Source organism: Paenibacillus massiliensis 2301065 = DSM 16942 (assembly GCF_000377505.1).
GTDB lineage: Bacteria > Bacillota > Bacilli > Paenibacillales > Paenibacillaceae > Paenibacillus > Paenibacillus massiliensis.
On record NZ_KB898190.1, the window covers coordinates 282,630 to 307,047 of the forward strand.

At 48.1% G+C, this 24,418-nt stretch carries 23 protein-coding genes and 1 riboswitch; of the genes, 11 read left to right on the plus strand and 12 right to left on the minus strand.

Annotated features, from left to right (window positions below; genetic code table 11):
- Positions 1 to 4: 4 nt before the first annotated feature.
- Positions 5 to 772, minus strand: coding sequence for a hypothetical protein (locus tag D328_RS0113940; protein ID WP_018885643.1), 768 nt, complete (start codon positions 770 to 772; stop codon positions 5 to 7).
- A gap of 380 nt (positions 773 to 1,152) precedes the next feature.
- Here D328_RS0113940 and D328_RS30695 point away from each other — a divergent pair, with 380 nt between their 5' ends.
- A complete protein-coding gene (locus D328_RS30695) occupies positions 1,153 to 1,320 on the plus strand; it encodes a YycC family protein (RefSeq protein ID WP_018885644.1) in 168 nt (55 codons plus the stop codon).
- On the plus strand, positions 1,317 to 1,547 hold the full coding sequence (locus tag D328_RS0113950) for a hypothetical protein (RefSeq protein WP_018885645.1): 231 nt from the start codon (positions 1,317 to 1,319) through the stop codon (positions 1,545 to 1,547). The genes D328_RS30695 and D328_RS0113950 overlap by 4 nt, the downstream gene beginning before the upstream one ends.
- Before the next feature lie 144 nt (positions 1,548 to 1,691).
- On the opposite strand, the gene D328_RS0113955 is transcribed toward D328_RS0113950, so the two are convergent.
- Positions 1,692 to 2,393 (minus strand): DUF2225 domain-containing protein, encoded by a 702-nt coding sequence (locus D328_RS0113955; protein WP_018885646.1) that lies wholly within the window; start codon positions 2,391 to 2,393, stop codon positions 1,692 to 1,694.
- A gap of 36 nt (positions 2,394 to 2,429) precedes the next feature.
- Positions 2,430 to 2,807: a globin domain-containing protein gene (locus D328_RS0113960; RefSeq protein ID WP_025680219.1), complete on the minus strand. Its 378-nt coding sequence runs from the start codon at positions 2,805 to 2,807 to the stop codon at positions 2,430 to 2,432.
- Between the two features lie 439 nt (positions 2,808 to 3,246).
- Here D328_RS0113960 and D328_RS0113970 point away from each other — a divergent pair, with 439 nt between their 5' ends.
- On the plus strand, positions 3,247 to 4,539 hold the full coding sequence (locus D328_RS0113970; protein ID WP_018885649.1) for a nucleoside recognition domain-containing protein: 1,293 nt from the start codon (positions 3,247 to 3,249) through the stop codon (positions 4,537 to 4,539).
- A 184-nt stretch (positions 4,540 to 4,723) separates the two neighbouring features.
- Positions 4,724 to 5,527, plus strand: coding sequence for an NAD kinase (locus D328_RS0113975; RefSeq protein WP_018885650.1), 804 nt, complete (start codon positions 4,724 to 4,726; stop codon positions 5,525 to 5,527).
- Between the two features lie 62 nt (positions 5,528 to 5,589).
- Here the strand turns inward: D328_RS0113975 and D328_RS29125 are convergent, their stop codons facing one another.
- Both D328_RS29125 and lipA read right to left on the minus strand, forming a co-directional pair.
- Positions 5,590 to 6,528 carry a YutD-like domain-containing protein gene (locus tag D328_RS29125; protein WP_233426201.1) on the minus strand — a complete coding sequence of 313 codons (939 nt, stop codon included), beginning with the start codon at positions 6,526 to 6,528 and terminating at the stop codon, positions 5,590 to 5,592.
- A 33-nt stretch (positions 6,529 to 6,561) separates the two neighbouring features.
- Positions 6,562 to 7,461, minus strand: coding sequence for a lipoyl synthase (gene lipA / locus D328_RS0113985; protein ID WP_018885652.1), 900 nt, complete (start codon positions 7,459 to 7,461; stop codon positions 6,562 to 6,564).
- A gap of 210 nt (positions 7,462 to 7,671) precedes the next feature.
- On the opposite strand from lipA, the gene D328_RS0113990 reads away from it, so the two are divergent.
- A complete protein-coding gene (locus tag D328_RS0113990) occupies positions 7,672 to 8,727 on the plus strand; it encodes a M23 family metallopeptidase (RefSeq protein ID WP_018885653.1) in 1,056 nt (351 codons plus the stop codon).
- 194 nt (positions 8,728 to 8,921) lie between these two features.
- On the opposite strand, the gene D328_RS0113995 is transcribed toward D328_RS0113990, so the two are convergent.
- Entirely contained in the window at positions 8,922 to 9,164 is a 243-nt protein-coding gene (locus tag D328_RS0113995) for a hypothetical protein (protein ID WP_018885654.1), read from the minus strand.
- A gap of 345 nt (positions 9,165 to 9,509) precedes the next feature.
- Between D328_RS0113995 and D328_RS0114000 the strand changes: the two genes are divergently transcribed.
- The 6 genes from D328_RS0114000 to mnhG are packed head-to-tail and all read left to right on the plus strand — an operon-like array spanning position 9,510 to position 15,362.
- Positions 9,510 to 12,377, plus strand: coding sequence for a Na+/H+ antiporter subunit A (locus D328_RS0114000; protein ID WP_018885655.1), 2,868 nt, complete (start codon positions 9,510 to 9,512; stop codon positions 12,375 to 12,377).
- A gap of 2 nt (positions 12,378 to 12,379) precedes the next feature.
- A complete protein-coding gene (locus tag D328_RS0114005; protein ID WP_018885656.1) occupies positions 12,380 to 12,721 on the plus strand; it encodes a Na(+)/H(+) antiporter subunit C in 342 nt (113 codons plus the stop codon).
- A complete protein-coding gene (locus tag D328_RS0114010; protein ID WP_018885657.1) occupies positions 12,718 to 14,232 on the plus strand; it encodes a Na+/H+ antiporter subunit D in 1,515 nt (504 codons plus the stop codon). Before D328_RS0114005 ends, D328_RS0114010 begins: the two co-directional genes overlap by 4 nt.
- A gap of 5 nt (positions 14,233 to 14,237) precedes the next feature.
- On the plus strand, positions 14,238 to 14,717 hold the full coding sequence (locus tag D328_RS0114015) for a Na+/H+ antiporter subunit E (protein ID WP_018885658.1): 480 nt from the start codon (positions 14,238 to 14,240) through the stop codon (positions 14,715 to 14,717).
- A complete protein-coding gene (locus tag D328_RS0114020; RefSeq protein ID WP_018885659.1) occupies positions 14,714 to 15,007 on the plus strand; it encodes a Na(+)/H(+) antiporter subunit F1 in 294 nt (97 codons plus the stop codon). Before D328_RS0114015 ends, D328_RS0114020 begins: the two co-directional genes overlap by 4 nt.
- Positions 14,991 to 15,362, plus strand: a complete 372-nt coding sequence (gene mnhG / locus D328_RS0114025) for a monovalent cation/H(+) antiporter subunit G (RefSeq protein WP_018885660.1) — start codon at positions 14,991 to 14,993, stop codon at positions 15,360 to 15,362. Before D328_RS0114020 ends, mnhG begins: the two co-directional genes overlap by 17 nt.
- Positions 15,363 to 15,648: 286 nt before the next feature.
- Here mnhG and D328_RS0114030 read toward each other — a convergent pair whose 3' ends face one another.
- The 6 genes from D328_RS0114030 to D328_RS0114055 all read right to left on the minus strand — a co-directional run bounded on the left by D328_RS0114030 (position 15,649) and on the right by D328_RS0114055 (position 24,293).
- Positions 15,649 to 16,572: a bifunctional helix-turn-helix transcriptional regulator/GNAT family N-acetyltransferase gene (locus tag D328_RS0114030; RefSeq protein ID WP_018885661.1), complete on the minus strand. Its 924-nt coding sequence runs from the start codon at positions 16,570 to 16,572 to the stop codon at positions 15,649 to 15,651.
- Positions 16,573 to 16,831: 259 nt separating this feature from the next.
- Positions 16,832 to 19,819, minus strand: a complete 2,988-nt coding sequence (locus tag D328_RS0114035; RefSeq protein ID WP_018885662.1) for a S8 family serine peptidase — start codon at positions 19,817 to 19,819, stop codon at positions 16,832 to 16,834.
- Positions 19,820 to 20,164: 345 nt separating this feature from the next.
- Entirely contained in the window at positions 20,165 to 20,635 is a 471-nt protein-coding gene (locus D328_RS0114040) for a C40 family peptidase (protein ID WP_018885663.1), read from the minus strand.
- A gap of 5 nt (positions 20,636 to 20,640) precedes the next feature.
- Positions 20,641 to 20,773: riboswitch (cyclic di-AMP (ydaO/yuaA leader) on the minus strand.
- Positions 20,774 to 21,125: 352 nt separating this feature from the next.
- Entirely contained in the window at positions 21,126 to 21,653 is a 528-nt protein-coding gene (locus D328_RS0114045; protein WP_018885664.1) for a DJ-1/PfpI family protein, read from the minus strand.
- A gap of 311 nt (positions 21,654 to 21,964) precedes the next feature.
- Positions 21,965 to 23,092, minus strand: coding sequence for a carboxynorspermidine decarboxylase (gene nspC, locus D328_RS0114050; RefSeq protein WP_018885665.1), 1,128 nt, complete (start codon positions 23,090 to 23,092; stop codon positions 21,965 to 21,967).
- 1 nt (position 23,093) lies between these two features.
- The gene (locus D328_RS0114055) at positions 23,094 to 24,293 is read right to left on the minus strand and encodes a saccharopine dehydrogenase family protein (RefSeq protein ID WP_018885666.1); all 1,200 of its coding nucleotides are present in this window, start codon (positions 24,291 to 24,293) and stop codon (positions 23,094 to 23,096) included.
- Positions 24,294 to 24,418 lie beyond the last annotated feature (125 nt).

The window sequence follows — 24,418 nt, forward strand, 5'->3', positions numbered from 1 at the left end:
AGCCCTACAGTGCAGCGGCCGGAGCAAAGGACAGGCCTACAAAGCCGGCTTGGCCCGAGCCTTGCGGCTGCAGCACGGTAATCTGCAAATGAACTCTAGCCTTCACTGCACCAGCTGGTACGGATAGTCCCGCCTGGAAGGTCTCCCAGTCTGCGTTGGTCTGCTGGTAGATCGCTACATGCTGATAGCTGAGAAGCTTGCCTGCAGCATCATAATAGTTCACTACCACCTTCACGGCCGCCTTGTCCAATTGCATGACCTTCGCTTGTCCTCTGACGGTATAGCTCTCTCCTGCTGTCACTGCCATATCGCGATACATATTCGCGCCTCCGATCTGCGGAGAGCTTACGTCTATATATTGAATGACACGCTCCTGGCCCTCTGGTACAGGCTGCTGGTACACGTCGTCTGTTATCGTGTATACATCACCCGTTACAGTGCTCGTTCCCCCTGAGGATGCCATATATGCGTCTTCCGTGACGGTGCTGAAGCTGGCTTCCACTCCACGAGTCGCATAAGACTTCCAGCCCTCGGCCACCTGTCCCTTCACGGGAGCAGCACCTGCATCCCGAAGAGTTGCCTTGACTGTGAGGAGGTTCCCCCCTGCATCATATGTATACTGGACACTCTTCTTTTCCTGCTCTACGCTAACCAGTCGGTTCAGACTGTCATACTCATATTGTTGCGCAGACAGCTCTGGCGCCGCTCCTCCAAGTAACACGACCATGACAACAACAACACGAATCCATCCAGCTATTGCTTTCCTTCTCATTCGTTAGTGATCTCCTCTCGCCGTTCATTCAGCAATATGTATTAATTCTCATATTAACCCAGATTATTTTCTATTCTCCTTATTTTCAAAAATAGATTTCATTTGGGAAATTGAGACTATTCTATCTATACTAGATTAGAAACATTTTCTAGGTCAATAGTTTTAGCCAAGTTTTTGTAAAAGGAGGAAATTAAGAACCAGAGAGTAATTACTTGGAGTCCTAATTTGGCAGAACCTCGGCAACATGCTATATTGGATTACGACAAGCCGCTCATAAATGGGGGACGTAACTGAAATTGTGGGTACCAGCTTGAGGAGACTTGATTAATGAAGACACCCATTACGGGTAAGAATATATTGCAGGAGAGGAGCATCTTTCGATGAGACCTTTACAAATTTCTCCAGACACAGCCATCAAGCTGTCTGAGAAACTGAACGTTCCATTGGAACAGCTGATGCATATGCCGCAGCATATTTTAATGCAAAAGCTGGCCGAGCTGGCCAAAGAAGAAGCCCAAAAACATGATGATGAGGCTTCTGAGTCATGATTCCTTTTAGCCATACCTGGCCTTATGAGATCGTTATGGGTGATATTTATGTAGAGCAATGCCCCTTCTGCAGCCAGGAGCATGTGCTCCTCCCACTTAAGCCTAAGCAACTGTCCGCCATTCATGACGGTCAGAAGAAGCTGCTGGTCTTCCCCTGCTGCCACAACCGGATTACCTTACTGGATTGTGATGATGATTATCTGCTGGCTGACATAGCACTTCGTTAGCAATCGACACAGGGTAGTAACTGTCGTAATAAGCTGCCTATGATTAGTACACGGAAGTAATTCATGTCCGATTAAGTCCATAAATACATAAAGAGCTAGCCTGAGTACTCCCGTACTCAAGCTAGCTCTTTATGTATAACCTATTTAGGCCTGCTCCATCTCGGTAGGCAGCTGTTCATTACTAGCCAGCATTTGCTCACGCAATACGCCCCACTGTTCACGAGATGCTCGAATCATGGCCGCATCCACAATACTCTTGTCGTTAATGACTCGCGAGAACCAGCGAACGGCCTCACGGAAGTTACCTACTCGCCGATTCAATTCACCAATCAGGTACAGCAGCTTGGCATTGTTAGCCCCGACACCCTCCAGCTCATAGACCCGGATGTAGGATTCAAGACAGAACCCCAGGAAGCGAGTCTCCTCCTCCTGCAATCCTTTATACCTGTAGAGCCATGCTATGTGATGAAGCAAGCTGGACACGACACGTTCCTTTTCCTTTACGGTCTGAGCACACAGGAGACCCAGCTTGTACGTCTCAAGAGCAACCTCCCAGGTACGGGCTCCACCATAATCCCGCTTCGTCCAGCGGGTACCGATCTTGTCCATGAATGCCTTCTTCTGATGATCACGAAGGTTCGTCTCTGAATTCTCCGTTGTGGCGAACCCACATTCCGGACAGATCCGGATGACATAGAAATCAGGATTCTCATTCTTGTAATATCCGCAGAAATCAGAATCTGTACGGATCGCCTTCTTCAGGCTCGGACGTACGCGAGAGGTCTGGAACTCATGCTCGCAATTGGGACAGGTTACCTTGATCTTAAATAACGGTTCAATTTCCAAAATAGCTCCAACCCTTTCTGGGAAAGCATCACAGGGCTAAGGGGTGTTCACGAAGTGATAGGCTGGTCCGGATAGCCGCTTGATGATAAAGGAGTGAAGCTCACCTTCAACCCCAACCTCTGTAAGCGCCTCTGCCATACAGGACAGCCATGCCTCTGCTCGCTCTTCCGTCACAGCAAACGGCAAATGACGTGCTCGCATCATCGGATGCCCGACGGCTTCCGAATACAGCGATGGCCCTCCGAAAAACTGGCTCAAAAACATATACTGCTTCTCAAGGACTGGTGTAATATCTTCCGGAAACAAAGGAGCCAGTAAGGGATTCTTCTGGACTTTGGGATAAAAAGCCTCCACTAACGAACGCACTCCATGCGCTCCTCCAAGATTGTCGTAAATTGATAAGTTAGGATTCACATGCCCGCCCACTTTCTATAATTCAGAAATGATAGACCTAATCATTATACCATTAATAATAAAAAAAGGCGCTGTGAGCGCCGTTACACTTCATTAAATTTCCTGCAACGATTGTACAAACTTTATTCAGCTCACTAACACATGTTATTCAAGGAGACATGCTAGTAGCTTCGCCAGTCCTCTTCACCGGGATGGACGAGAGAAGCACGGATGACATACACGAAGACACAGACCAGAATACCAGCAACGACACTCATGATTATCACTCCATCCTTAAGAGTTTTATCGTTGGTCTCATTATTTTAACATACCCGTTACAAATGTACACCCTTGTATGAAAAGGTTTTCTCGTTTTTTTTGGTACTCTTTGTCCACTTATCATCATAAGGATAACCAAGCTTGTAATACATTCCGGCAATACGTTCATGAGGAGGCAATCATGTCATTCCTGAGAACATGGGGCTTTATTCCCCTCTCCTTATCCCTGCTTGCGGTGATGTTGATATTAACCGCTCATCCCGGGCCTGCGCTGGAAGCAGGAATACGCGGCCTGTCCATCTGGTGGGATGTACTTTTCCCCTCCTTATTTCCGTTCTTCGTCCTGTCTGAGCTCATGCTGGGCCTAGGCATCGTTCACTTCGCTGGATCATTGCTTGATCCCGTTATGAGACCTCTATTTCGCATCCCGGGAAGCGGGGGCTTCGTCGCAGCGATTAGCTGCGCTTCTGGCTATCCTGTAGGAGCCAAATTAACAGCTCAGCTGTGGGAGCAGGGCAAAGTTTCGCGTGAGGAAGGTGAACGACTCGTTGCTTTTACGACCTCATCAGACCCGATCTTTCTCATCGGAGCTGTGTGTGTCGGCTTCTTCCATGATCCTTCTCTGGCTCTCATTCTCATGCTTGGTCACTATGGCGGAGCATTGTGCATAGCTCTACTCATGCGTTATCACGGAGCATCTCATACCGTCTCGCATCCCTCGCAGCCAGCATCGACTGCAGCTCACAAGACAAGCCTGCTGAAGCAGGCGCTGCTTGCCATGCAGCAAGCACGAATAGAGGATGGACGTTCAGTTGGTACCATACTGCGGCAGGCAATCATCTCTTCCCTCAAGCTTATTATGGTCGTAGGAGGGCTCGTTGTATTCTTCTCTGTTTTTTTGCAGAGTCTGATGCTCTCGGGTCTGATGACGCAATTGAATAGCTTCGTGGCAACAATGCTCAGAACAGCGGGCTTCCCGGTATTGTTGACCGATGCAATCACCGGAGGAATCTTCGAAGTCACCCTTGGTGCCCGTGCGGCTGGCCAGACGGAGGGAACTCCGCTTGTATTCAAGGCCGCGGCTGCAGCATTCGTGCTATCTTGGGGAGGATTATCTGTTCATGCCCAGATTGCAAGTATATTGAATCATACGAATATTCGGTATTGGCCCTTTCTCATTGCACGTTGTGTACATGCCATTATTGCCAGCTTACTTATACTGCTACTATGGAATGTCGTACAACCACTTCAGGCACTTACGCCCGTATGGCTCTCTCTGAAGGATTCTACACAAGTAGTGCCCACGGTACTCTATAAGCTAAGTATGCTGCACACCACCGATTGGTACATCACCATTAGTGCATTCTCTATATTACAGTTCCTGTTATTCCTATCCTTGCTCACGGTTATCCTGTTGCTGGCTCTGGTGGTTGCCTTCATACGCAGCTTCCTACGTCAAAGACCATCGCTTTGATAAAGGCTGCATTCTACCCCTGACGAATTTACTTCTAGATATGTACAGAAGTCTGATCTCACCAGGACCGTCCTCACCCTGACACCTTTGTCCATTTTTCGTGTTGATTCCTGCGGATTCGTTGTGTTCTTGCTGATAATTGATTATGATCGTAGTATACCCAATGACAAAGGAGCTTTTCATCTTGAGATACTATGTTCTGGATCGCGGGGATCGCCATTCCATTGATCTGAGTCAGCAGTTTCACCTTCTTGCCAAAGCCAAGGGCTTCAAGCTTGATGCCGAATCCCCTGAGATCGTCGTATCCATTGGCGGTGACGGGACGATGCTGCACGCTTTTCATACCTTTATCGACCGTATTCCTGATATAGCCTTCGTTGGTGTGCATACTGGGCATTTGGGCTTTTACGCTGACTGGCGTGCGGACGAGTTGGAACAGCTCGTAGAATTGATGAGTCAGGCTCAGAATGAGGAAGCCATGCGACCACGCATTGTGAAATACCCCCTCATTGAGCTGCAAATTCACAAGAAATCTGGAAGTGCCTCCTATATCGCGCTTAATGAATTTACCTTGAAGGGTGTAGACGGGACCGTGGTTGCCCAAGTAGACATTAATGATCTCACTTTTGAAATGTTCCGCGGTGACGGTATTTGTGTATCCACGCCCTCGGGAAGTACCGCATACAACAAAGCACTGGGCGGAGCTATGATCCATCCGACGATTGAAGCGCTTCAATTAAGTGAGATTGCTTCAATTAATAACCGGGTATATCGTACTCTGGGCTCACCTCTGATTCTTCCCAAGCATCATCATTGTGATATTTTTTCACGTAAGGAGCAGCGCCTGCTGCTTACTGTTGATCATATTAATATTCCGCTTGATGACCTGATCTCCGTTCGCTGTCAGGTGGCTCATCAAAAAATCAGCTTTGCCAGATACCGCCCCTTCCCATTCTGGAGCCGGGTACGCAATGCCTTCTTGAATTAAACTGAATCTATGTAAAAAAGCTTCATACACTAGGTGCCATTAAAAAAAGCAGTTCCTGAATATCAGGAGCTGCTTTTGGCTTCATTTCCACTTGCTACAGGAGTCTGCTCCTGATCTCTACGTTCCTTATGCTGAGGGCGTTCTTTATTGCTCTGGGCACGTTCCTTCTGTCCTGAACGTACGTCTCCTCTTCCCTGCTTGGCCTCCGCCTTGGGTGAACGCTGCTCCGACCTGTCTCGCTCTGAACGATTGCGACGGCCGTCACGCCCCTCACGGTTACGACGTGGTTCCTTTGACTCTCTGGAATCACGACCGTCTCGTACCTCACGAGACTCGCGCGCCTCCCTTGGCTCACGAGAATCCTTGGATTCGCGAGGCTCTTTAGGCTCACGCATCTCTTTGCGATCGCGCGACTCTCTAGGCTCACGGGCTTCACGCGACTCTCTGCGTTCCTTTGCTTCAGAGCGAGCTTCCCGTGAATCATTGCGCGATTCACTTCGTGCTTCCTTCCGCGACTCTGCGCGAGACTCATTTCGGAATTCGTTACGTGATTCGTTACTGCTACGCGATTCACTACGCGAATCCTGACTCTCGTTGCGCTGCTCTCTTACAGTCCGATCTTCCTTGGGAGAGCCATCTTCCTTGGGAGAGCCATCTTCCTTGGGAGAGCCATCTTCCTTGCCCAGCTCGACAGCTGTGTCCTCTGGCTCCATAGGAATATCAATCTGCCCCTGAGGTTGATGGATACGACGTAACACAAAATAAGCACAGCCGAAGTTACAATATTCGTTAATATAATCTGTGACCACCGCAATTGTACTATCCCTATGTGCTTTGGGATGACCATCACGGAACAATCCCTTCAGGCGAAGCTGATTATAGCCCCAATCACCGATAATATAATCATAGCGGTCCAGAACCTCGCTGTATCTCTCCCGGAACATTTCCAGGTTCCAGCCGTTTCTATAGTCTTTCACAACTTCGTATACTTTTCCGCCCACTTGAAACAAAGCTTCTTCCCGCCCTTCCTAGGGTTAAGCTTTCATGGCCTTGTGCTGCTGATGCTGCGTGGCGGATTGAACCTGCTCATGCGCATGATAGGAGCTACGGACCATCGGGCCAGACTCGACATGGCTGAAGCCCCGCTTTAAGCCCTCTTCTTTTAATTTAAGAAAATCCTCTGGAGGATAGTATTTCTTGACGTACAAATGCTTATCAGATGGCTGCAGATATTGGCCGATCGTCATGATGTTGCAATCCACCTCACGCAAATCATCCATGGTCTGCAGAAGCTCATCCCATTCTTCGCCTACACCAAGCATTATACTCGACTTCGTCGGAATGGTAGGCTGCATTGCTTTGGCCCTTCTTAGCAGCTCCAGCGAGCGCCGATATTTGGCCTTCGCTCTCACCGTATCTGACATTCGTTCTACGGTCTCAATATTGTGATTCAAGATGTCTGGCTTCGCATCCATTACGATACGCAGCGATTCCTCATCTCCCATAAAGTCTGGGATCAGCACCTCGACTGTGCACAGTGGCAATTTGCGGCGAATCGCATGGATGGTCTCGGCAAAAATCGTAGCGCCACCATCCTTCAGATCGTCACGGGCTACACTCGTTACTACACAATGCTTCAGATTCATCTGCGCTGCCGATTCTGCTACACGCTCAGGCTCTTGTAGATCCAGCTCCGTAGGCATGCCAGTATTAACCGCACAGAAACGGCAAGCTCGTGTACAAATGTCCCCCAAAATCATGAAGGTAGCTGTACGGTTCGCCCAACATTCATAGATATTCGGGCAACGTGCTTCCTCACATACGGTATGAAGTGTTTTGGAGCGCATCATGTTTTTGATTTCCTGGTAGTTCTCACCTGTTGTCAGCTTAATGCGTATCCAGTCAGGCTTAGGTTCTTTCACTTTTTTAGACAATGTCATGAACCTTCTTTCTAGTCAGGTTATATCATGCCACATATTATAACATGAAAGCGGTGGGAATACCTCCATTCTTTGTTTTCTGCAGGCGGGATAAAATGACAGGCTATTGTTCATGATAATCACAACTTTTTATTCCGTGGTGAGAGGTAACAAATCCATCTGCCATTGAAGCGGAATATATAATTTTCGGAAGGGGGTTACACCTTGCTGCTTCGCATAAGGCTGCGCTGTACCGCCCGGTGGTGCCTGCTGCTTCTGGCCATGGCTATAGTTCAGCACGCCTGCAGTTCTCACGTCGCGGCTGCTCCCGCAGAGCAAGCGAAAGGTCTGCAGCAGCAGACCGAAGAAGACATTTTTCGCTCTAGGGCCATGCTATATCAGCAGATCAGCAAAAAAACAGGCGTGCCCTGGTACCGCCTTGCTGCTATAGATCAGTATGAGCGAACGTTAACTAGGGTGCATCCGAAGGATCGACAGCATGCTGAACGAGTAAGTGGTATATTCGTCAGCTCTCATGTCTGGTCTGGTCAGTTCAATCCGGATCAGGAGGATCAGAATCCAGCATCTATCGCTTTTTTTGAGGGCTTTGGTCGGGACGGATCAGGAGACGGACAAGCTAACCCGGATGATGATATGGATCTACTGTTCAGTGTAGCAGCCTATTTGACGAATTACGGCCAAGCCGAGGATAAATTTCATATTGCTCTGTGGGAGTATTACCACAATTCCCGTTCAGTTCAGCGCATTCGGCAATTCACCAGGCTGTATCAGACCTACGGCACTCTTAAGCTTAATCAGCATGCGTTCCCGTTGCCGCTAAGTAGCGACTATTCTTATCGAAGCACCTGGGGAAGTGGACGAAGCTGGGGAGGCAATCGAATCCATGAGGGGACAGACCTTTTTGCCCGATACGGCGTCCCTGTTCGAAGCACCTGTCATGGTGTCGTAGAGGTGAAGGGCTGGAATCCATTTGGTGGGTGGCGCATAGGCATTCGCGATATCGATAATCGGTACCACTACTACGCACATCTATCCGGCTTTGACAAGAAGCTATCCTCAGGGGATCTTGTTACCCCGGGGCAGACCATCGGTTGGGTAGGTAGCTCAGGCTACGGCAAGCCAGGAACGCAAGGCAAATTCCCGCCGCATCTGCATTATGGAATATACCGTGATAGCGGATTGAGTGAATGGTCCTTCGATCCCTACCCGCTGCTCAAGCACTGGGAGCAAATGGAGCGCAAGCAGCTCAAAAAGCGGTAGTCTACCATCATCTTCTCTTAAGAGACAGAATATTTCATACCGTCTTTACATGAAGATTCGTCCAGTGAACGATCTTAGAAAATACTACAGACAAGTATGTCCGTCCGCACAAGCAGCGAGGTTCCACCTGTGGAATCTCGCTGCTTGTGTTGATTCGTGGCGGCAGCAGGTTAGTCCTTATTGAGGGATCTAGCTTACCGCAGCACTTTGACATATTCACGAGGCAAAAAAATAACCCCGCTCTCCCCTGAAGTATCACCATTCAAGGAAGATATACTGATCCTCTTGGCATGCAAGTTTGCTCTTTGACCCGTTTGACCATACGCCTGAGCTTGGCTCATCTCATGACGAGCATAAGAGTCCAGCCCCATGCCGATGACCAGCAATAGAACAAACATACTGAGACATAGTGTACATTTGTAATGATATTCGCTCATCATTCCCTCCCTTCACTAGAGAGTCATTCCCCATGCTCTGCAATTTCATGCCGCTGGCAATATCTTTTGACAACGATCTGATATCAGGTTATATTAAGTAGGATGTCCACCACATGATGTCAATGAGGAACTTAATTGCATAATAGTGTGTCTGTTCGCAGCCATCATTGCGGGAGACATTTTTCTGGAGGAGCCTGTCACATACGGGCTCTTTTTGCGTTTTTTAGGACATACTTCTTATATTTCCACCATCAGATTAGGACGATTCCATGTGCGAATTGCCTTTATCTTGATGTATTACAGGTCTCACATCTTCGGTCTATTGACGATTAAGGAGGAGAACACTTGTCTTTGCTGCATCTTGCTATCGTATTACCCTTTCTGCTCGCTGTGCTCATTCCAATTATTCATCCTTGGACGCAGCGAATTCATGCGGGGTGGCTGGCACTGCCTCTCCCATCCGCATTATTTATTTATTTTCTTACGCTTATTCCAAGCATCCGAAAGGGGCAACCACGCTCAGCGGAATTATCATGGATCCCTTCGCTGGGCATCGACTTCAACGTCTATGCTGACGGTCTGGGATTGCTGTTCGCACTGTTGATTAGTGGAATTGGCGCCCTCGTGGTGCTCTATTCCATCTATTACATGGATAAGACAAAAGAGGCTGTACAGCGTTTCTATGTATTTCTCCTGTTGTTCATGGGAGCTATGCTGGGTGTTGTGCTATCTGACAATGTCATGGTGCTCTACGGGTTTTGGGAGCTTACGAGCGTATCCTCCTTCCTGTTGATTGCTTTCTGGCATAAGCGTGAGCGTTCCTTGTACGGCGCTCTAAAATCCATGCTCATTACCGTATTCGGCGGCTTATGCATGTTCGTCGGCTTTATTCTGCTGTATGTCATAACAGGAACCTTCAGCATCCGGGACATGGTGGCGCAGGTAGAGCTGATGTCCGAGCATACCTTAATGCTTCCAGCCATGCTCCTCCTTCTGCTCGGTGCCTTTACCAAATCCGCGCAGTTTCCGTTTCACATCTGGCTACCTGATGCGATGGAAGCCCCAACACCCGTCAGCAGCTATCTGCACTCCGCTACGATGGTGAAGGCAGGTATCTATCTGGTAGCGCGCTTCAGTCCCATATTCGCAGGCATGAGCGAGTGGTTCTGGCTTGTCACAGGCTTTGGCCTGATGACCTTGATCTATGCATCCTTTCGGGCGATCAAGCAGACGGATCTCAAAGCCTTACTGGCTTTCTCGACCATCAGCCAGCTTGGACTGATCATGAGTCTACTCGGACTCGGCTCAGCAGCAGCATTTTACACGGGTGAGGATTCCATTTTCTACACCAAGGCTACGGCAGCTGCTTTCTTCCATTTGATCAATCATGCCGTCTTCAAGGGAGCCTTGTTCATGGTAGTGGGCAATGTGGACCATGAGACGGGGACACGGGATATTCGCAGGCTGGGTGGACTTATGGCCCTGATGCCAGTTACCTTTACAGTTGCGGTGGTAGGAGCCTTCTCCATGGCAGGCCTGCCTCCCTTTGGCGGCTTCCTGAGCAAGGAAATGTTCTTTACAGGTGTACTGCAGATTATGGATATGAATCTGTGGAGCTTGCATACGTGGGGAATACTCGTACCTATCTTGGCCTGGGTCGCCAGCATCTTTACGTTCGTGTACAGTATGATTCTCGTATTCCGGACGTTCACCGGACAGGGACATACCGAACAGCTGCCCAAGAGTCCCCATGAGGCTCCACTCGGGATGCTTATTCCTCCTGTTATCCTTGGCTCTCTTGCTATTATTATCGGGTTATTCCCGAACGTGGTCTCTTATGCCATCCTGGAGCCTGTCATGGCTGCGGTCCACCCTGCGATAATTTCTGGGGGGGGGAGCTTTGCCATTCATATTTCGTTCTGGCATGGCTTTACGACAGAGCTGTTCATGACGATGGGTGTTGTACTGGCAGGGATGATAGTCTTCCGTCTTCAATGCCGATGGGCTCCATTACATCAACCTATATTTAATGCCTGGACTATTAACCATGTATATGATCACGGACTGGTGCACATGGAACGCTTCTCCAATCGCTTCACGAAGGGGTATATGACAGGGTCTATCCGCCACTATGTTATGTATATTTTTGTGTTCCTGATCGCGGCGCTAGGCACCATGCTAATAAGGACGCCGGGTCTAACCTTCGATTTGTCTGGTTACGCACCCATCTCGTTCTATGAGGCTATTGTGATGATCGTGCTTGTACTGGCAGCCGTGATGACGATTTTTGCCCCTACACGCCTCATGGCGATTATTTTGACAGGAGCAGCTGGATACATTGTAACCTTATTTTTTGTCCTGTTCCGTGCACCTGACCTGGCCTTGACGCAAATGATCATTGAGACAGTATCGGTGACATTGTTCCTGTTATGCTTCTATCACTTGCCCAAGCTGCGCCGGGAAAAGTTGCGAATTCCCTTCAAGCTGACCAATCTGGTCATCTCGCTCGGGGTCGGCGCTGTCATGACGATCATTGCCCTGGGTGTAAGTGGCAGTCCGTTGTTCGATAGCATTGCCAGTTATTATTTGCAGGAGAGCTACAATCTCGCTGGAGGCAAAAATGTAGTCAATGTCATCCTCGTCGACTTCCGTGGCTTCGATACACTGCTGGAGATTACAGTGCTGGGCATTGCCTCATTGGCTATCTACGCTTTGGTGCGTCTGGAGCCATCGGAAGGACTCAGCTCCGTGACTCGACCAGAGAGGGAGAATTCCGCAGGTATGTATTTTGCCAAAAGCAATGATGTCATTCTTAGAACCGTATCCAAGTTCGTCATTTTCATTATTTTGACCTTCTCGCTATATCTGTTCTTTGCGGGTCATAATGCACCTGGCGGAGGGTTCATCGGGGCACTGATGTCTGCAGCTGCGCTAATCCTGCTTACCATGGGCTTCGGGATGAAGACAATGCAGCGCATCCTTCCGTTTGATTTTCGCAGCTTGATTGGCCTCGGTCTGCTAGTGGCCCTGCTGACGGGCATGGGCTCCTTCGGATTCGGAGCAGCATTTCTTAGTCATGCCTTCGGCTATTTCGAGCTTCCGCTGCTTGGCAAGACCGAGCTGGCTACAGCCGTATTATTTGATCTGGGTGTCTATCTGACCGTCATTGGCGTAACCATGACAATAATCTTCTCGATCGGGAGGGATGAGTAACTGTGGAGCTATATATGTCACTAACCATTGGGATCCTGTTCGCTGCAGGCGTGTATCTGGTTCTGTCAAAAAGCCTGCTGCGCATCATCTTGGGTACCTCTCTGCTGACTCATGGTGTACATCTCCTGCTGCTTACAATGGCTCGGCTAAAAAACGGTGCACCACCTCTGCTGGCTGACGGTACCCGCGAATATGTTGACCCGTTGCCGCAGGCACTGATCCTGACCTCCATCGTCATTAGCTTCGGCGTCACCTCGTTCTTTCTCGTCCTGGCCTATAAGGCGTATCAGCGGCTAGGCACAGACGACGTGGAGCAGCTGAGAGAGGAAGGTGAGGAAGCATGAACAATCTCGTCATTCTCCCGTTGCTCATTCCTTTATGCACGGCGATTGCGCTGCTATTCATGCACAAGCGAGTTCGCTTGCAACGGTTAGTTAGTCTGCTCGGAGCACTGGTGAACCTGGCAGGTACGATAATCCTGGTCTATCAGGTACGAACAGCAGGCATTCAGACTCTATACATGGGGGGCTGGATACCTCCCTATGGCATCGTCTTCGTAGCAGATATGCTGGCTGCGCTGCTTGTACTTACGACCGCCATTGTCAGCATTGCCTGTCTGATATTTGCCTTTGGTACTATTGGAGAGAACAAGGAACAGCACTACTTCTACCCATTCTTTCAATTCCTGATTGCAGGCGTCAGCGGCTCCTTCCTGACGGGAGATCTGTTCAACCTGTTCGTCTGCTTCGAGGTGATGCTCATCTCGTCCTACGCCCTGCTGGGTCTGGGAGGGAGCAAGCGTCAGCTACGGGAAGGGCTGAAGTACATTCTTATTAATATTCTGTCCTCGACGCTGTTCGTTGCCGCAGTAGCCTATCTATACGGGATTACAGGAACGTTGAACATGGCGCATTTGTCCCAGCGAGTAGCTGAGGTAGGTCAGGGCGGAATGCTCTCTGTAGTAGCCATGCTGCTGCTCATCGTCTTCGCTCTGAAGGCAGGGCTGTTCTTGTTCTACTGGCTGCCTGGTTCCTATAGTGCCCCCCCTACCGTCGTAAGAGCACTGTTCGGCGCACTGCTGACGAAGGTGGGCTTGTATGCCATCATCCGTACGTTCACATTGATCTTCTACCATGATGCCTTCATAGCGCAGGGTTGGATTGGCTGGATGGCTGCGCTGACGATGATTCTAGGAGCGATTGGTGCTGTTGCATACTCCGATATTCATCGAATTTTTAATTACAATATCATCATCAGTGTCGGATTCATTGCAGCTGGTATCGCTATCTCCAGCCCTGATGCACTGAATGGGACCGTATTCTACCTGATTCATGACATGCTAGCCAAGACGCTGTTATTCCTACTCGGTGGTATGATGATTACGGCTGCTGGCTCAGAGCGTCTACAAGACATGGGCGGATTGATTCGCAAATGGCCTATTATAGGCTGGATCTACCTAACGACAGCCCTGGCATTGGTAGGCATTCCGCCACTGAGCGGCTTTGTGGGGAAAGTATTAATCGTAAGGGGCGGTCTAGAGGCCGGGGCTGACCATGCTCAATTCTACGTCCTTACTGGCATTGCAGTAGCTTCTAGCTTCGTCGTTCTATATTCCCTCGTTCGGGTATTCATGCGTGCTTTTTGGGGCGAGACGACTTCATCTGTAGGTCCTTCTGGGGAGCGCTCTTCTACACAAGTCCGGATGCCACATTCCAGCATGATTCCGGTTGTTGGCCTGTTGGTTCTCATCCTCTTGGTTGGCTTTGGCTCCGAGGGCGTATACACCTGGATCTCGCAAGCTGGAGAAGTCCTCACTCATCCAGAGCTATATATTGAAGCGGTATTAAAGGAGTAATGGAGATGGCCTATCAACTTCTATTAAATATCATCGTCGGTCTCGTCTGGATGCTGCTGAACAACGAGTGGTCATTCCTGCAGTTCGTAATTGGGTATCTGATTGGCCTATTGCTCATTGGACTGCTTCAGCGCTTCTTGCCTCACGCTTTTTATGGTAAAAAATTATTGTCTATTGTAAAGCTGCTGTACATTTTCAATAGAGAGCTGTTCCTGTCCAGCTTCACGGTGATTCGGCAAGTACTGAGACCTAAGCTGGATATACGCCCAGGCATATTCGCTTATCCGACTCGCTTAACCTCGGATTGGGAAGTGACACTTCTATCCTGTCTAATCTGCCTGACACCCGGAACACTGACCCTGGAGGTATCCCGAGAGGGCAGCACCTTGTACATTCACGCCATGGACATCGGTGACGTGAACGAGTTGACTGTACAGATTCGCGATACGTTCGAGAAGGCCATTATGGAGGTGACTCGCTCATGATGGATATCATGCTGCTATTGGCACTATCTCTAATTGCATTGGCGATATTGGGATGTATGTTCCGCTTGCTCAAAGGCCCGTCAATCGCCGACCGAATTGCTGCACTGGATACGATCGGCATCAGCATTCTATCCATGATTGCCATTCTGTGCATGCTGCTGCGTACCGAGGCCTACCTGGACATTATTCTCCTGATTGGGATTCTGACCTTTATCGGAACGGCCGCATTCGCGCGTTATATAGAAAGGGGGCACGTTCTGGAAAATGGAGACGATGAGATTCATCGCTGAGCTGCTGGTAGGAGGGATTGTGCTGTTCGGAGCGCTGCTTGGCGCGCTCAGTGCCTTCGGGCTTATTCGGTTGCCTGACGTGTACCTACGTTCTCATGCAGCAACCAAGAGTGCTACACTCGGCGTACTGTTTGTTCTTGGGGGGACCTTTCTGTATTTCCTGTTGTTCATGGATCATCTCAGCATCAAGCTGCTGCTCGGTATTGTGTTCGTCTTCATTACCGGGCCTGTAGCCGGGCATCTCAATGGTAGGGCTGCCTATCGCTCTGGAGTAGCCATGTGGAAGCACAGCGTACAGGATGATCTGGGTCCAGCTTTGAAAAAGGAGCAGACACAGGCAGATAAAGCCAACTAATGCTTGGGTGAATATAAGACGGATCTTTACAAATCTAGGGAAGTCTATGGAAGAACACGGCGTCAAAAAAGAAAACGCGATATCTATAGTAGCTCCAACTATGATCAGGCTTCTAAATACAGCGCTGTGCACCCACTACGATTAGGGCGTACAGCGCTGCTTCTTTGTGTTTGGCTTATTCTCTGCTGTACCTGATTTGGTTTAGCTTGAACTGGTTTCGTTTGACTTAATTTAATTTGACTTGGTTTGACTTGAATCACGGTTAAAATCACGGTTTAAATTACGGCTATAGTCGCAATGTCCAGGTCTCACCGATTAATTCGGGACCAAATTGGGTATGCGGCTCCTCGTGAATGAGCTGGAAGCCCATTTTTTTATAGATATGTCTAGCTTCCGTCAGTACGTTATTCGTCCATAGCACCAGTTCCTCGTACTGCTGCTGACGGGCAAATTCGATGGCTTCTCGCACAAGGCTGGTCCCGAGCCCAAGTCCACGCGCTTTGGGATCGACCAGTAGCAGGCGTATTCTGGCTACCTTCTCCGAATCCTGCACGACCATGATGGAGCCGACCACCTCACCAGCCATTTCCGCTACCCAACAGCGTTCTCGATTAGGATCATGCTTTTTCAGATAATCCAGCGCAATCTGTGATACCGCGGCCTCAAACCCCTCATTCCATCCATATTCACGCTTGTACAACATCGCATGCTTGTGAGTAATAATTCCCATATCTCCTGCCACGGGCTGGCGCAGCACGAAAGGATTGGCATGTTTGAAGTCAGGAGTCAGAATGCTTTCAATCGTGTGCATGGCCTCCAACAGTCTGGACTGCTCCTCCTCCGGGATGCTCTGCAACAGCTCGGTGACCTCCTCATTAGAACGCTGTTCAAGCGGGGCATAGGCCTGCTCACCCTCTTGCGTAAGCTTCAGCAAAAATTTTCGCCCATCCTGCTCGGAGCGTATCTTCTGGAGAAAGCCCTGTTGATCCAGCCGGGTAAGAATCCGGCTCAAATAACCCGGGTCAAGCCCGAGGTCCCTGGTCAGATCGGATGCCGTTACCTCCTCACGATGAGCAAGCTCGAACATTACACGTACCTCTGTGAGCGAATAGCTGCTTTGCAGCAGTCCTTCCTGTAATACGCCGATTTTGCGAGTAATGAAGCGATTGAAATTTCGCATTTGATGTACGCGTTCTGCCAATTCGACCATGTATGTGCTCTCCTTCTAATCAGTAATTTATTTTAATTTATTGTAGTATATAATTTGACTTTGTCAACTAATTAATTTGACATAGTCAAATTGTTCTACTAATGAAATCATTAAAATCAATCTCACTGTGACTTAGCTTACAGGGAAAATGAAATCGCAGAGTTATATCAGTACATAAAAAGGCGACCCATCTGGGTCGCCCTCTTGTTCAAAAGTGAATATCCTGCTCGTAATCATCTTTTTACTGTGACTTAGGTATTTATCTACTGATAGTAATGCGCTTTGTAGCAGCATCGTAGTTCACTGTGTAGCCCGCAGCCTCGTTGATGACCCGTAGCGGCACCAGCGTATAGCCATTCATAATGATCGGAGCCTGACGAATCTGCGAGGAATAATTGCTGATTACCCCATTATCCTTAATCATGATGAGACGATTACCGATCCAAAGCGACATCTCACGCTTCATTTCCAGTTGATTCACCGTGACCTTCTTGTCGGTCTCACTGTAATCCACGATCGAACCTGTTGCTTCACCAATGAAACGCAGAGGAACCAGCGTCACACCATTGCGTACGATTGGGCTTTGTGGAATTGTCACCGATCTGCTATCAATCGAAGCTTGTGGTGAACCAATGGTCAATGTAATTCTACGAGGCGACGTAGACGATGTCGCTACTGGATTACTAGCCTGAGCTACCTCAGAAGGGAACACCTCGTAACGGATACGCCCCAATCTCAAGAGCAAGGCATCCTTGTTCAAGCCATTTTCCAGATCCTCTGCTGCATCTCTGGCATCGTACCAATCCGTCTGACTTAGCGTTCTTTCTGCCCGTTCCACTCGGCTCGTCGCCCGTTCCAAGTCACGGCTGTTTCTAGAGCTGGAGCTAGAACTACTGGAGCTGCTGGAGCTCGAAGATGCTCTAGTGCGACCAGTAATCTCTACCCCTGGCGATTCATATCCACTCGAATTCACAGTCGCCACGCGAATATCATAAGTCCGATCGGATCGAAGGCCGCTAATCTCATAATTAGATCTGGACGTGTTGCCCTCTAGCTTGTCATCTACGTAAATCTTGACTCTGCTAATAGCACTTGGAATTCTGTACTCAATCTCAAGCGAGGTTGTTCCTCTGTAGGAGACGGACAGATTCGTGACCTCTACCCGATTGTTCGTTGATCCCGAATTGCTCGAAGAAGCCGAAGTCGTACCTGATACACTTGCACCAGGTGCCACCAAATTCCCACGCTTCGCTCTCACCATAAGTGTATAAGTCGTAGATGGGTTCAGGCCTGTAAACGTAAATGATTCTCCTGTAATCTGCTGTTGAATCAAGTTCCCGTTCAAGTAGACATCTGCAGCATCTGTGTTAACGGGCTTCGTCCAGGCGATCGCCAGGGAATTGGTACCCGTGCTAGTGACGCGCAGATTCGTTACATCGGCTACCGGACTTGTATCTGCTGCCGTTGTGCCTGGAACGCTGACCCCAGATGCAATCTGAGAACCGCGTTTGGCTCGTACGGTCAACGTATATGTTGTTGAAGGATTTAGGCCCGTGAAAGTAAATGCCTCTCCACCTGCCTCCTGAACATAGTTGCCGTTCAGATACAGATCAACTATGTTAGTATCGGCCGGATTTGTCCAACCAATCGCTAGGGCATTGGTCGTGACGCCAGTTACGGTCAGATTCGTTACGTTGCTTACAGGTGTATTATCTACCGTAGCCGATGTCGTCTCCGTAAGGATTTCGTTATCTACAGAGATATTCCCGCTCGTATCCACAGCTCTAACCTCAATCTTGTAACTTGTGCTAGGCTGCAGAGAGTTAATTTTAATATTATTCAGGCTGGTTCTTCCATACTCTTGATCGTTTACATAGATCACAAATTCTTTGAAATCCGAATCCGCTGGTCGAGCATAGGCTATCTCCAGAAAATCCGGACCTTTGGAGGTAACACGCAGATTCGTCACTTTGCCTGGTGGCGTTGTATCTACCGGATCGGTTGGATTTGTCGGATTCGTTGGGTTCGTTGGATTAGTCGGGTTTGTTGTCTTATCCGTTCTGAACGTCACCGACTGCCCGCTGGATTCAACTGGAGTCCCTTTGGAATTGTATACCGTTTTTACGATGTAGGTATATTGGGTATCCTCATCCAGATTCATCAAAGGATACTCTTCGTTATATACGGCCTGCTGAACATTGACTCCCTGATCATTATAGATGTTCACGTGACTGAAAGCCTGATCAGTTGGTTTCTTCCAGGTCAGCACCGTACTAGTCTGTGTAGTTCTTACCGCCTCCAATTCGGTTACTTCTTTTGGTAGTAATTTGAAGGTGGCGAGACCATGACCATAACGCTCATCTTTTCCAACAGCACCCAGATCCTCTGCGTTATTAAATAGCTGTGTACGCAGGTCCGACGCTGAAAGCGTTGGACTTTGTGACTTTAATAATGCAAGTAATCCGGTTACATGTGCAGCAGCGATCGCTGTTCCGTTACTTGTAGTATATGTAGATCCAGACTGCGTCGTCCTTACTGCTACACCTGGAGCTACGACTGCCAGAGATGCACCTGTAGCTGAGGAATCTGCACGCTGATTCAGATTATTAATAGAACCTACACCTACTACTCCATCATATTTTGCTGGATACTCAACGGTATCATCATTACCAGCAATAGAGCCTCCGTCTCCAGCAGCAGCTACAACCAGAATTCCTGCATCTGTGGCTGCTTTGATAGCTGTACGCAACTGAGCTTCCTTAGTTAGATCGCTAAGAACAGGACTAATATGAATAATATCCACGTTTCTACTTACTGCCCAGTTTATACCCTGGATCAGTGAATCTGCTTCCGTAATCCCATCATCCTTAGTAACTTTAGCTACATATAATTGTACAGAAGGTGCAACACCCACATTATCACCAGAAATGACACCCGCTACCTGCGTTCCCCGACCAAAAAGATCATTACTGGTAGAAGAGCCTGGCTGATTCGACAAATCTATTTGTTGCACAGGAGAGTCAAGCTCCACATGATTGTTCATGCCCGAATCGAGCACAGCGACCTTCACACTTTGACCAAGTATGCCTGCTGCGTGAGCCTCAGGCACATTCATAGCTTCCAGATCCCATGCTGAAGCCGCATGAATTGAAGATGGCGTCAGCACCACAAATTCAGTCACTCCCGCCAGAAGAGTCAGCGATAATATCGAAGCCGCAATCTTTCTCAATCGTTGTTTCTTCATCATACCACCCTTTAAATATCCTTATTTTTTTGAACCTATTTCATCTGCACAGTTGCACCATAGCTAATGATCGTTCACGATCTATCCCTGTCAGACCTAAGCTTTCATCCTAAATAAATACGTCATGAAATAGATTCCGTTGCTCTGCAATTACTCAACAGTTAAGCCCTGCTGACAACAAAAAATAAAAAACACTTCTACTCTTTATCGGCAAATATTCCCTTTTGTATTAGAGAAAATGAAGAATTGATTGAGATGAATGCCTAAAAGAAAGACCCACAGTTGTATTCACTGTGAGTCTCAAAAGAATGCCTATTTAATTGTTGCTTGCCAATTGTGGTCAAGCTACTAGTTCATGGCTACCATTTTCTGATAGCTGCTCTCGCTAACCACACGTCTTGCGGTAACATAGCGCTTGCTGTAATAAGAATCGGACAGCTTGCTGACTGTCACACCCTTGCTGCTTGAAGAATGTGCGAACTTATTATTTCCTACATATATACCTGCATGGGAAATGCCGCGACCGTTCGTGTTAAAGAATACCAGATCTCCTGGACGCAAATTGCTCTTCGCAACTGCCTCCCCTTGCTTCGCCTGAAGTGCCGAGGTGCGCGGCAGGCTCAGATTGAACTGGTTGAATACGTATCTTACGAAACCTGAGCAATCGAACCCGGAGGAGGTCGTTCCTCCATATTTATACGGAGTCCCCTTCACTTGGGAGACCTCCTGAACCAATTTCGCCTCACTGGCATATGTACTTGCAGCAGTACCTGTAAAAAGAACAGCCGCTCCGAGCAGGGACAAGATGACTTTCTTCACGAACGTAGTTCCTCCTTTGATGCCTACGGAGTTAGCTTAAGGATTCGGTTAAAGGTTCCCTATATTCCCTGTATACGAGAATAATTCACCCACACTGGTTCCCCCGTTTTCAATGATGAAATTCGGCAATGAATAAGTTAATATTTTGTAACCATATACATGTTAATATATTTACTATTAGCTTGTCAATCTTAATAAAAATTACTATTTTTCATTCGTAAATGCACAACTTTTTCAGAATCATTGCGTATACACTTAACGAAAAAGTCAAATACAATAGGGATTTATAGCCAGTCCCCCATTTTATTACCCTTCATAAATCCTTCCATGATCCAATTCTATTAATTTACATTTAATCTCAATAAGATTTCAAAATTGTAACAATACACACATTAGTACAGCTAACATAGTGGAATTCACATGCCAAAAAAACCCTCCTGGCACGCAAGGGGGTTAGGTTGTTGTTGTTTACTTTTTTTGCATTGTAAATCTATCCATTTCGATGATATTTGAAATACTGTATGGTCTCCTCCAAATCGGCCTCGTCTTTGTAAATATTCAGCATGCGCCCCAGTTCAATGGCAAAGTCCGCATAACCGTTCGCTCTTGCTGTAATTAAATTACGATCCACCCTGACGAGATCATCAATATGGGTAGCAGCATTAGTTACAGCATACCTGTCTTCCAGCATTCCATAATGCTGGAGCAGATCTGTAGCTGAACAGATGGCCGCAATGAACCTCTCCTGCGCGTCTAGCGCCTGCACTAGAGCTGCCAGATGTGTATGCTCTAGCAATCCGCTAATGTCTCCTCCTGGTATAATCAAAAGATCAATTTCTGCCGCATCGATATCCTCAAGGCTGGTTGACGGCATGACCAGCAAATCCTCATAAGTTCTCACAGGCTCCCTCGTTAGACCGACCGTAACAATGTCTCCCTTGGTCTTCATCAGGTAAGTTGCCAGCATAATTTCGAAGCTTACATATCCATCATAAATCAATACATGTGTGTGCATCATACATCTACTCACCTTCTATGTAGTACATATCCTTTCTCATCCAAAGTATCGCCGTCTAACGTAAATTTGTCCAGCCTTGCATGATGAGCAGCATAGCAAGAAATTACACATATCACATGATCAGCTTCATATATATATGCACTCTGTTGAGATCAGAGGCCGCATGGCGATTGAATCGACGAAAAGGGGGGCCTGGTTAGGGCACCCCTGTCGTATTCATATCTATATTACTAGTGCATAGTTGCATTACAATACCCTAGCTTATGATACGGTACATAATTAAGATGATACTACATCTGCATTTGGCAAGATTAAGCCAATCTCATCTTGAAATCATTATAACCAAATTGGCGTACGACTTCGCAATCTCCGTCCTTGCGTTGTACAGCAATGGCTGGCAATGCCATTCCATTGAATGTCGTATTCTTCACCATCGTATAGATCGCCATATCCCCGAAGGTCAGACGATCACCACTCTTCAGTGGTTGATCGAATGAATAGTCGCCAATGATATCGCCAGTCAAGCAAGTCTGTCCCCCGAGGCGATACAAATGCGGCTTCTCACCAACCTCACCAGATCCGAATAATGGTGGGCGGTAAGGCATCTCCAGTACATCCGGCATATGGCAGCATGCGGACGTATCCAGTACCGCGATATCAATACCATTTTGCAGCGTATCCAGCACCGTAGTTACCAGATAACCTGCGTTCAGAGCAATCGCTTCACCAGGCTCCAGATAGACTTCCAGGCCGTATACTTCCTGCATGCGCTTGATGCATTTCTCGAGGCGTGCGATATCATAGTCCTCTCTGGTAATATGATGTCCGCCACCGAAATTGATCCATTTCATCTGACTAAGCCATGGACCGAATTTCTCCTCGACTGCATTCAGGGTTGTCTCCAGATCGTCAGAGTTCTGCTGGCAATGAGTGTGGAAATGCAGACCCTCTACGCCCTCCAACTGCTCCGGACGGAAGTGCTCCAGCGTCACGCCGAAGCGTGAGCCAGGCGAGCATGGATCATAGATCGCATGCCCTTCTTGAGTGGAGCATTCCGGGTTGATGCGCAGTCCGATGCTTCTGCCCGCCTTCAGTGTCCGTTCCTTGAAGCGCTCCAATTGGGAAAAGGAGTTGAAGATGATGTGATCGCAGATCTCAATGATCTCATCAATCTCATCCTCACGATAAGCCGGGGAGAAGATATGATTCTCCTTCCCCATCTCCTCGTAGCCTAGACGCGCCTCATACAAGCCGCTTGCCGTCGTACCGCTCAGATACTCACCGATCAGCGGATACATGGTTGTCATGGAGAAGGCTTTTTGTGCCAGCACGATCTTGCAGCCCGTACGTTCCATGACACCGCGTAGAATTTTCAGATTTTTCTCCAACAGTCCCTCGTCTACTACATAGCAGGGTGTTGGCAATTCCTCAAACTTCATATTAGTCCACTAGCTTCGGATCGAAGCTCTCCTTCCACGGAAGTCCCCATTTGTTCAGCGCGTCCATAAATGGGTCTGGATTGAACTCTTCAATGTTGTATACGCCTTTGGCATCCCATTCGCCTGTCATCAGCATCATTGCTCCGATCATCGCTGGTACGCCAGTTGTGTAAGCCACAGCCTGGGAGCCCACTTCTTTGTAGCATTCTTCATGATCGCAGACATTGTATACATAATATGTTTTGTCCTTGCCATCCTTCTTACCGCGGAAAATACAACCGATATTCGTCTTACCCTTCGTACGAGGTCCGAGAGAAGACGGATCTGGCAGTACTGCCTTCAGGAATTGCAGTGGAATGATTTGCTTGCCCTCGAATTCGATCGGCTCAATGGAGGTCATACCTACATTCTCCAGGCACTTGAGATGCGTCAGGTAGCTTTGACCGAACGTCATGAAGAAGCGAATCCGCTTCAAGCCTGGAATGTTGGCAGCCAGAGACTCCAGTTCCTCATGGTACAACAGGTACATATCCTTCTCACCGACTTCAGGGAAATCATACACGCGCTTGATCTCCATTGGTGCCGTTTCAATCCACTCGCCATTCTCCCAGTATCTTCCGTTAGCGGATACTTCACGAATGTTGATCTCAGGGTTAAAGTTCGTAGCGAACGGATAGCCGTGGTCACCTGCATTGCAGTCCAGAATATCTATATATTCAATTTCGTCAAAATGGTGCTTCAGAGCATACGCGGAGAAGACGCCCGTTACACCTGGATCGAATCCGCTACCCAGCAGTGCTGTAATACCAGCTTCCTTGAAGCGTTCACGATATTCCCACTGCCAGCTATATTCGAATTTCGCCGTATCTTCCGGCTCATAGTTCGCTGTATCCATATAATTTGTCTTGGTCGCAAGGCAAGCGTCCATGATTGTCAAATCCTGATAAGGCAGAGCCAGATTCATTACAACGTCCGGTTTGAAATCTTCGATCAGAGCAATCAGCTCGTCCACATTATTGGCATCGACTTGCGCCGTCGAAATCTTGGTTTTGCCGCCATCCAATTTTGCCTTCAGGTCGTCGCATTTCGATTTTGTCCGACTTGCGATACAAATCTCCTCAAATACCTCACTGTTTTGAACGCATTTATGAATGGCTACTGATGCAACGCCGCCACATCCGATAATAAGCGCTTTTCCCATGTCCATCTCTCCTTAATCCAAGTAATTTTTTGTCGATACATTAGTTATCCAATTTTAAATTTCCACTAAAAAAACAACAAAAAAAGCAAGTGCAAAACGCAGCATTTGCGCACAACACTTGCTTA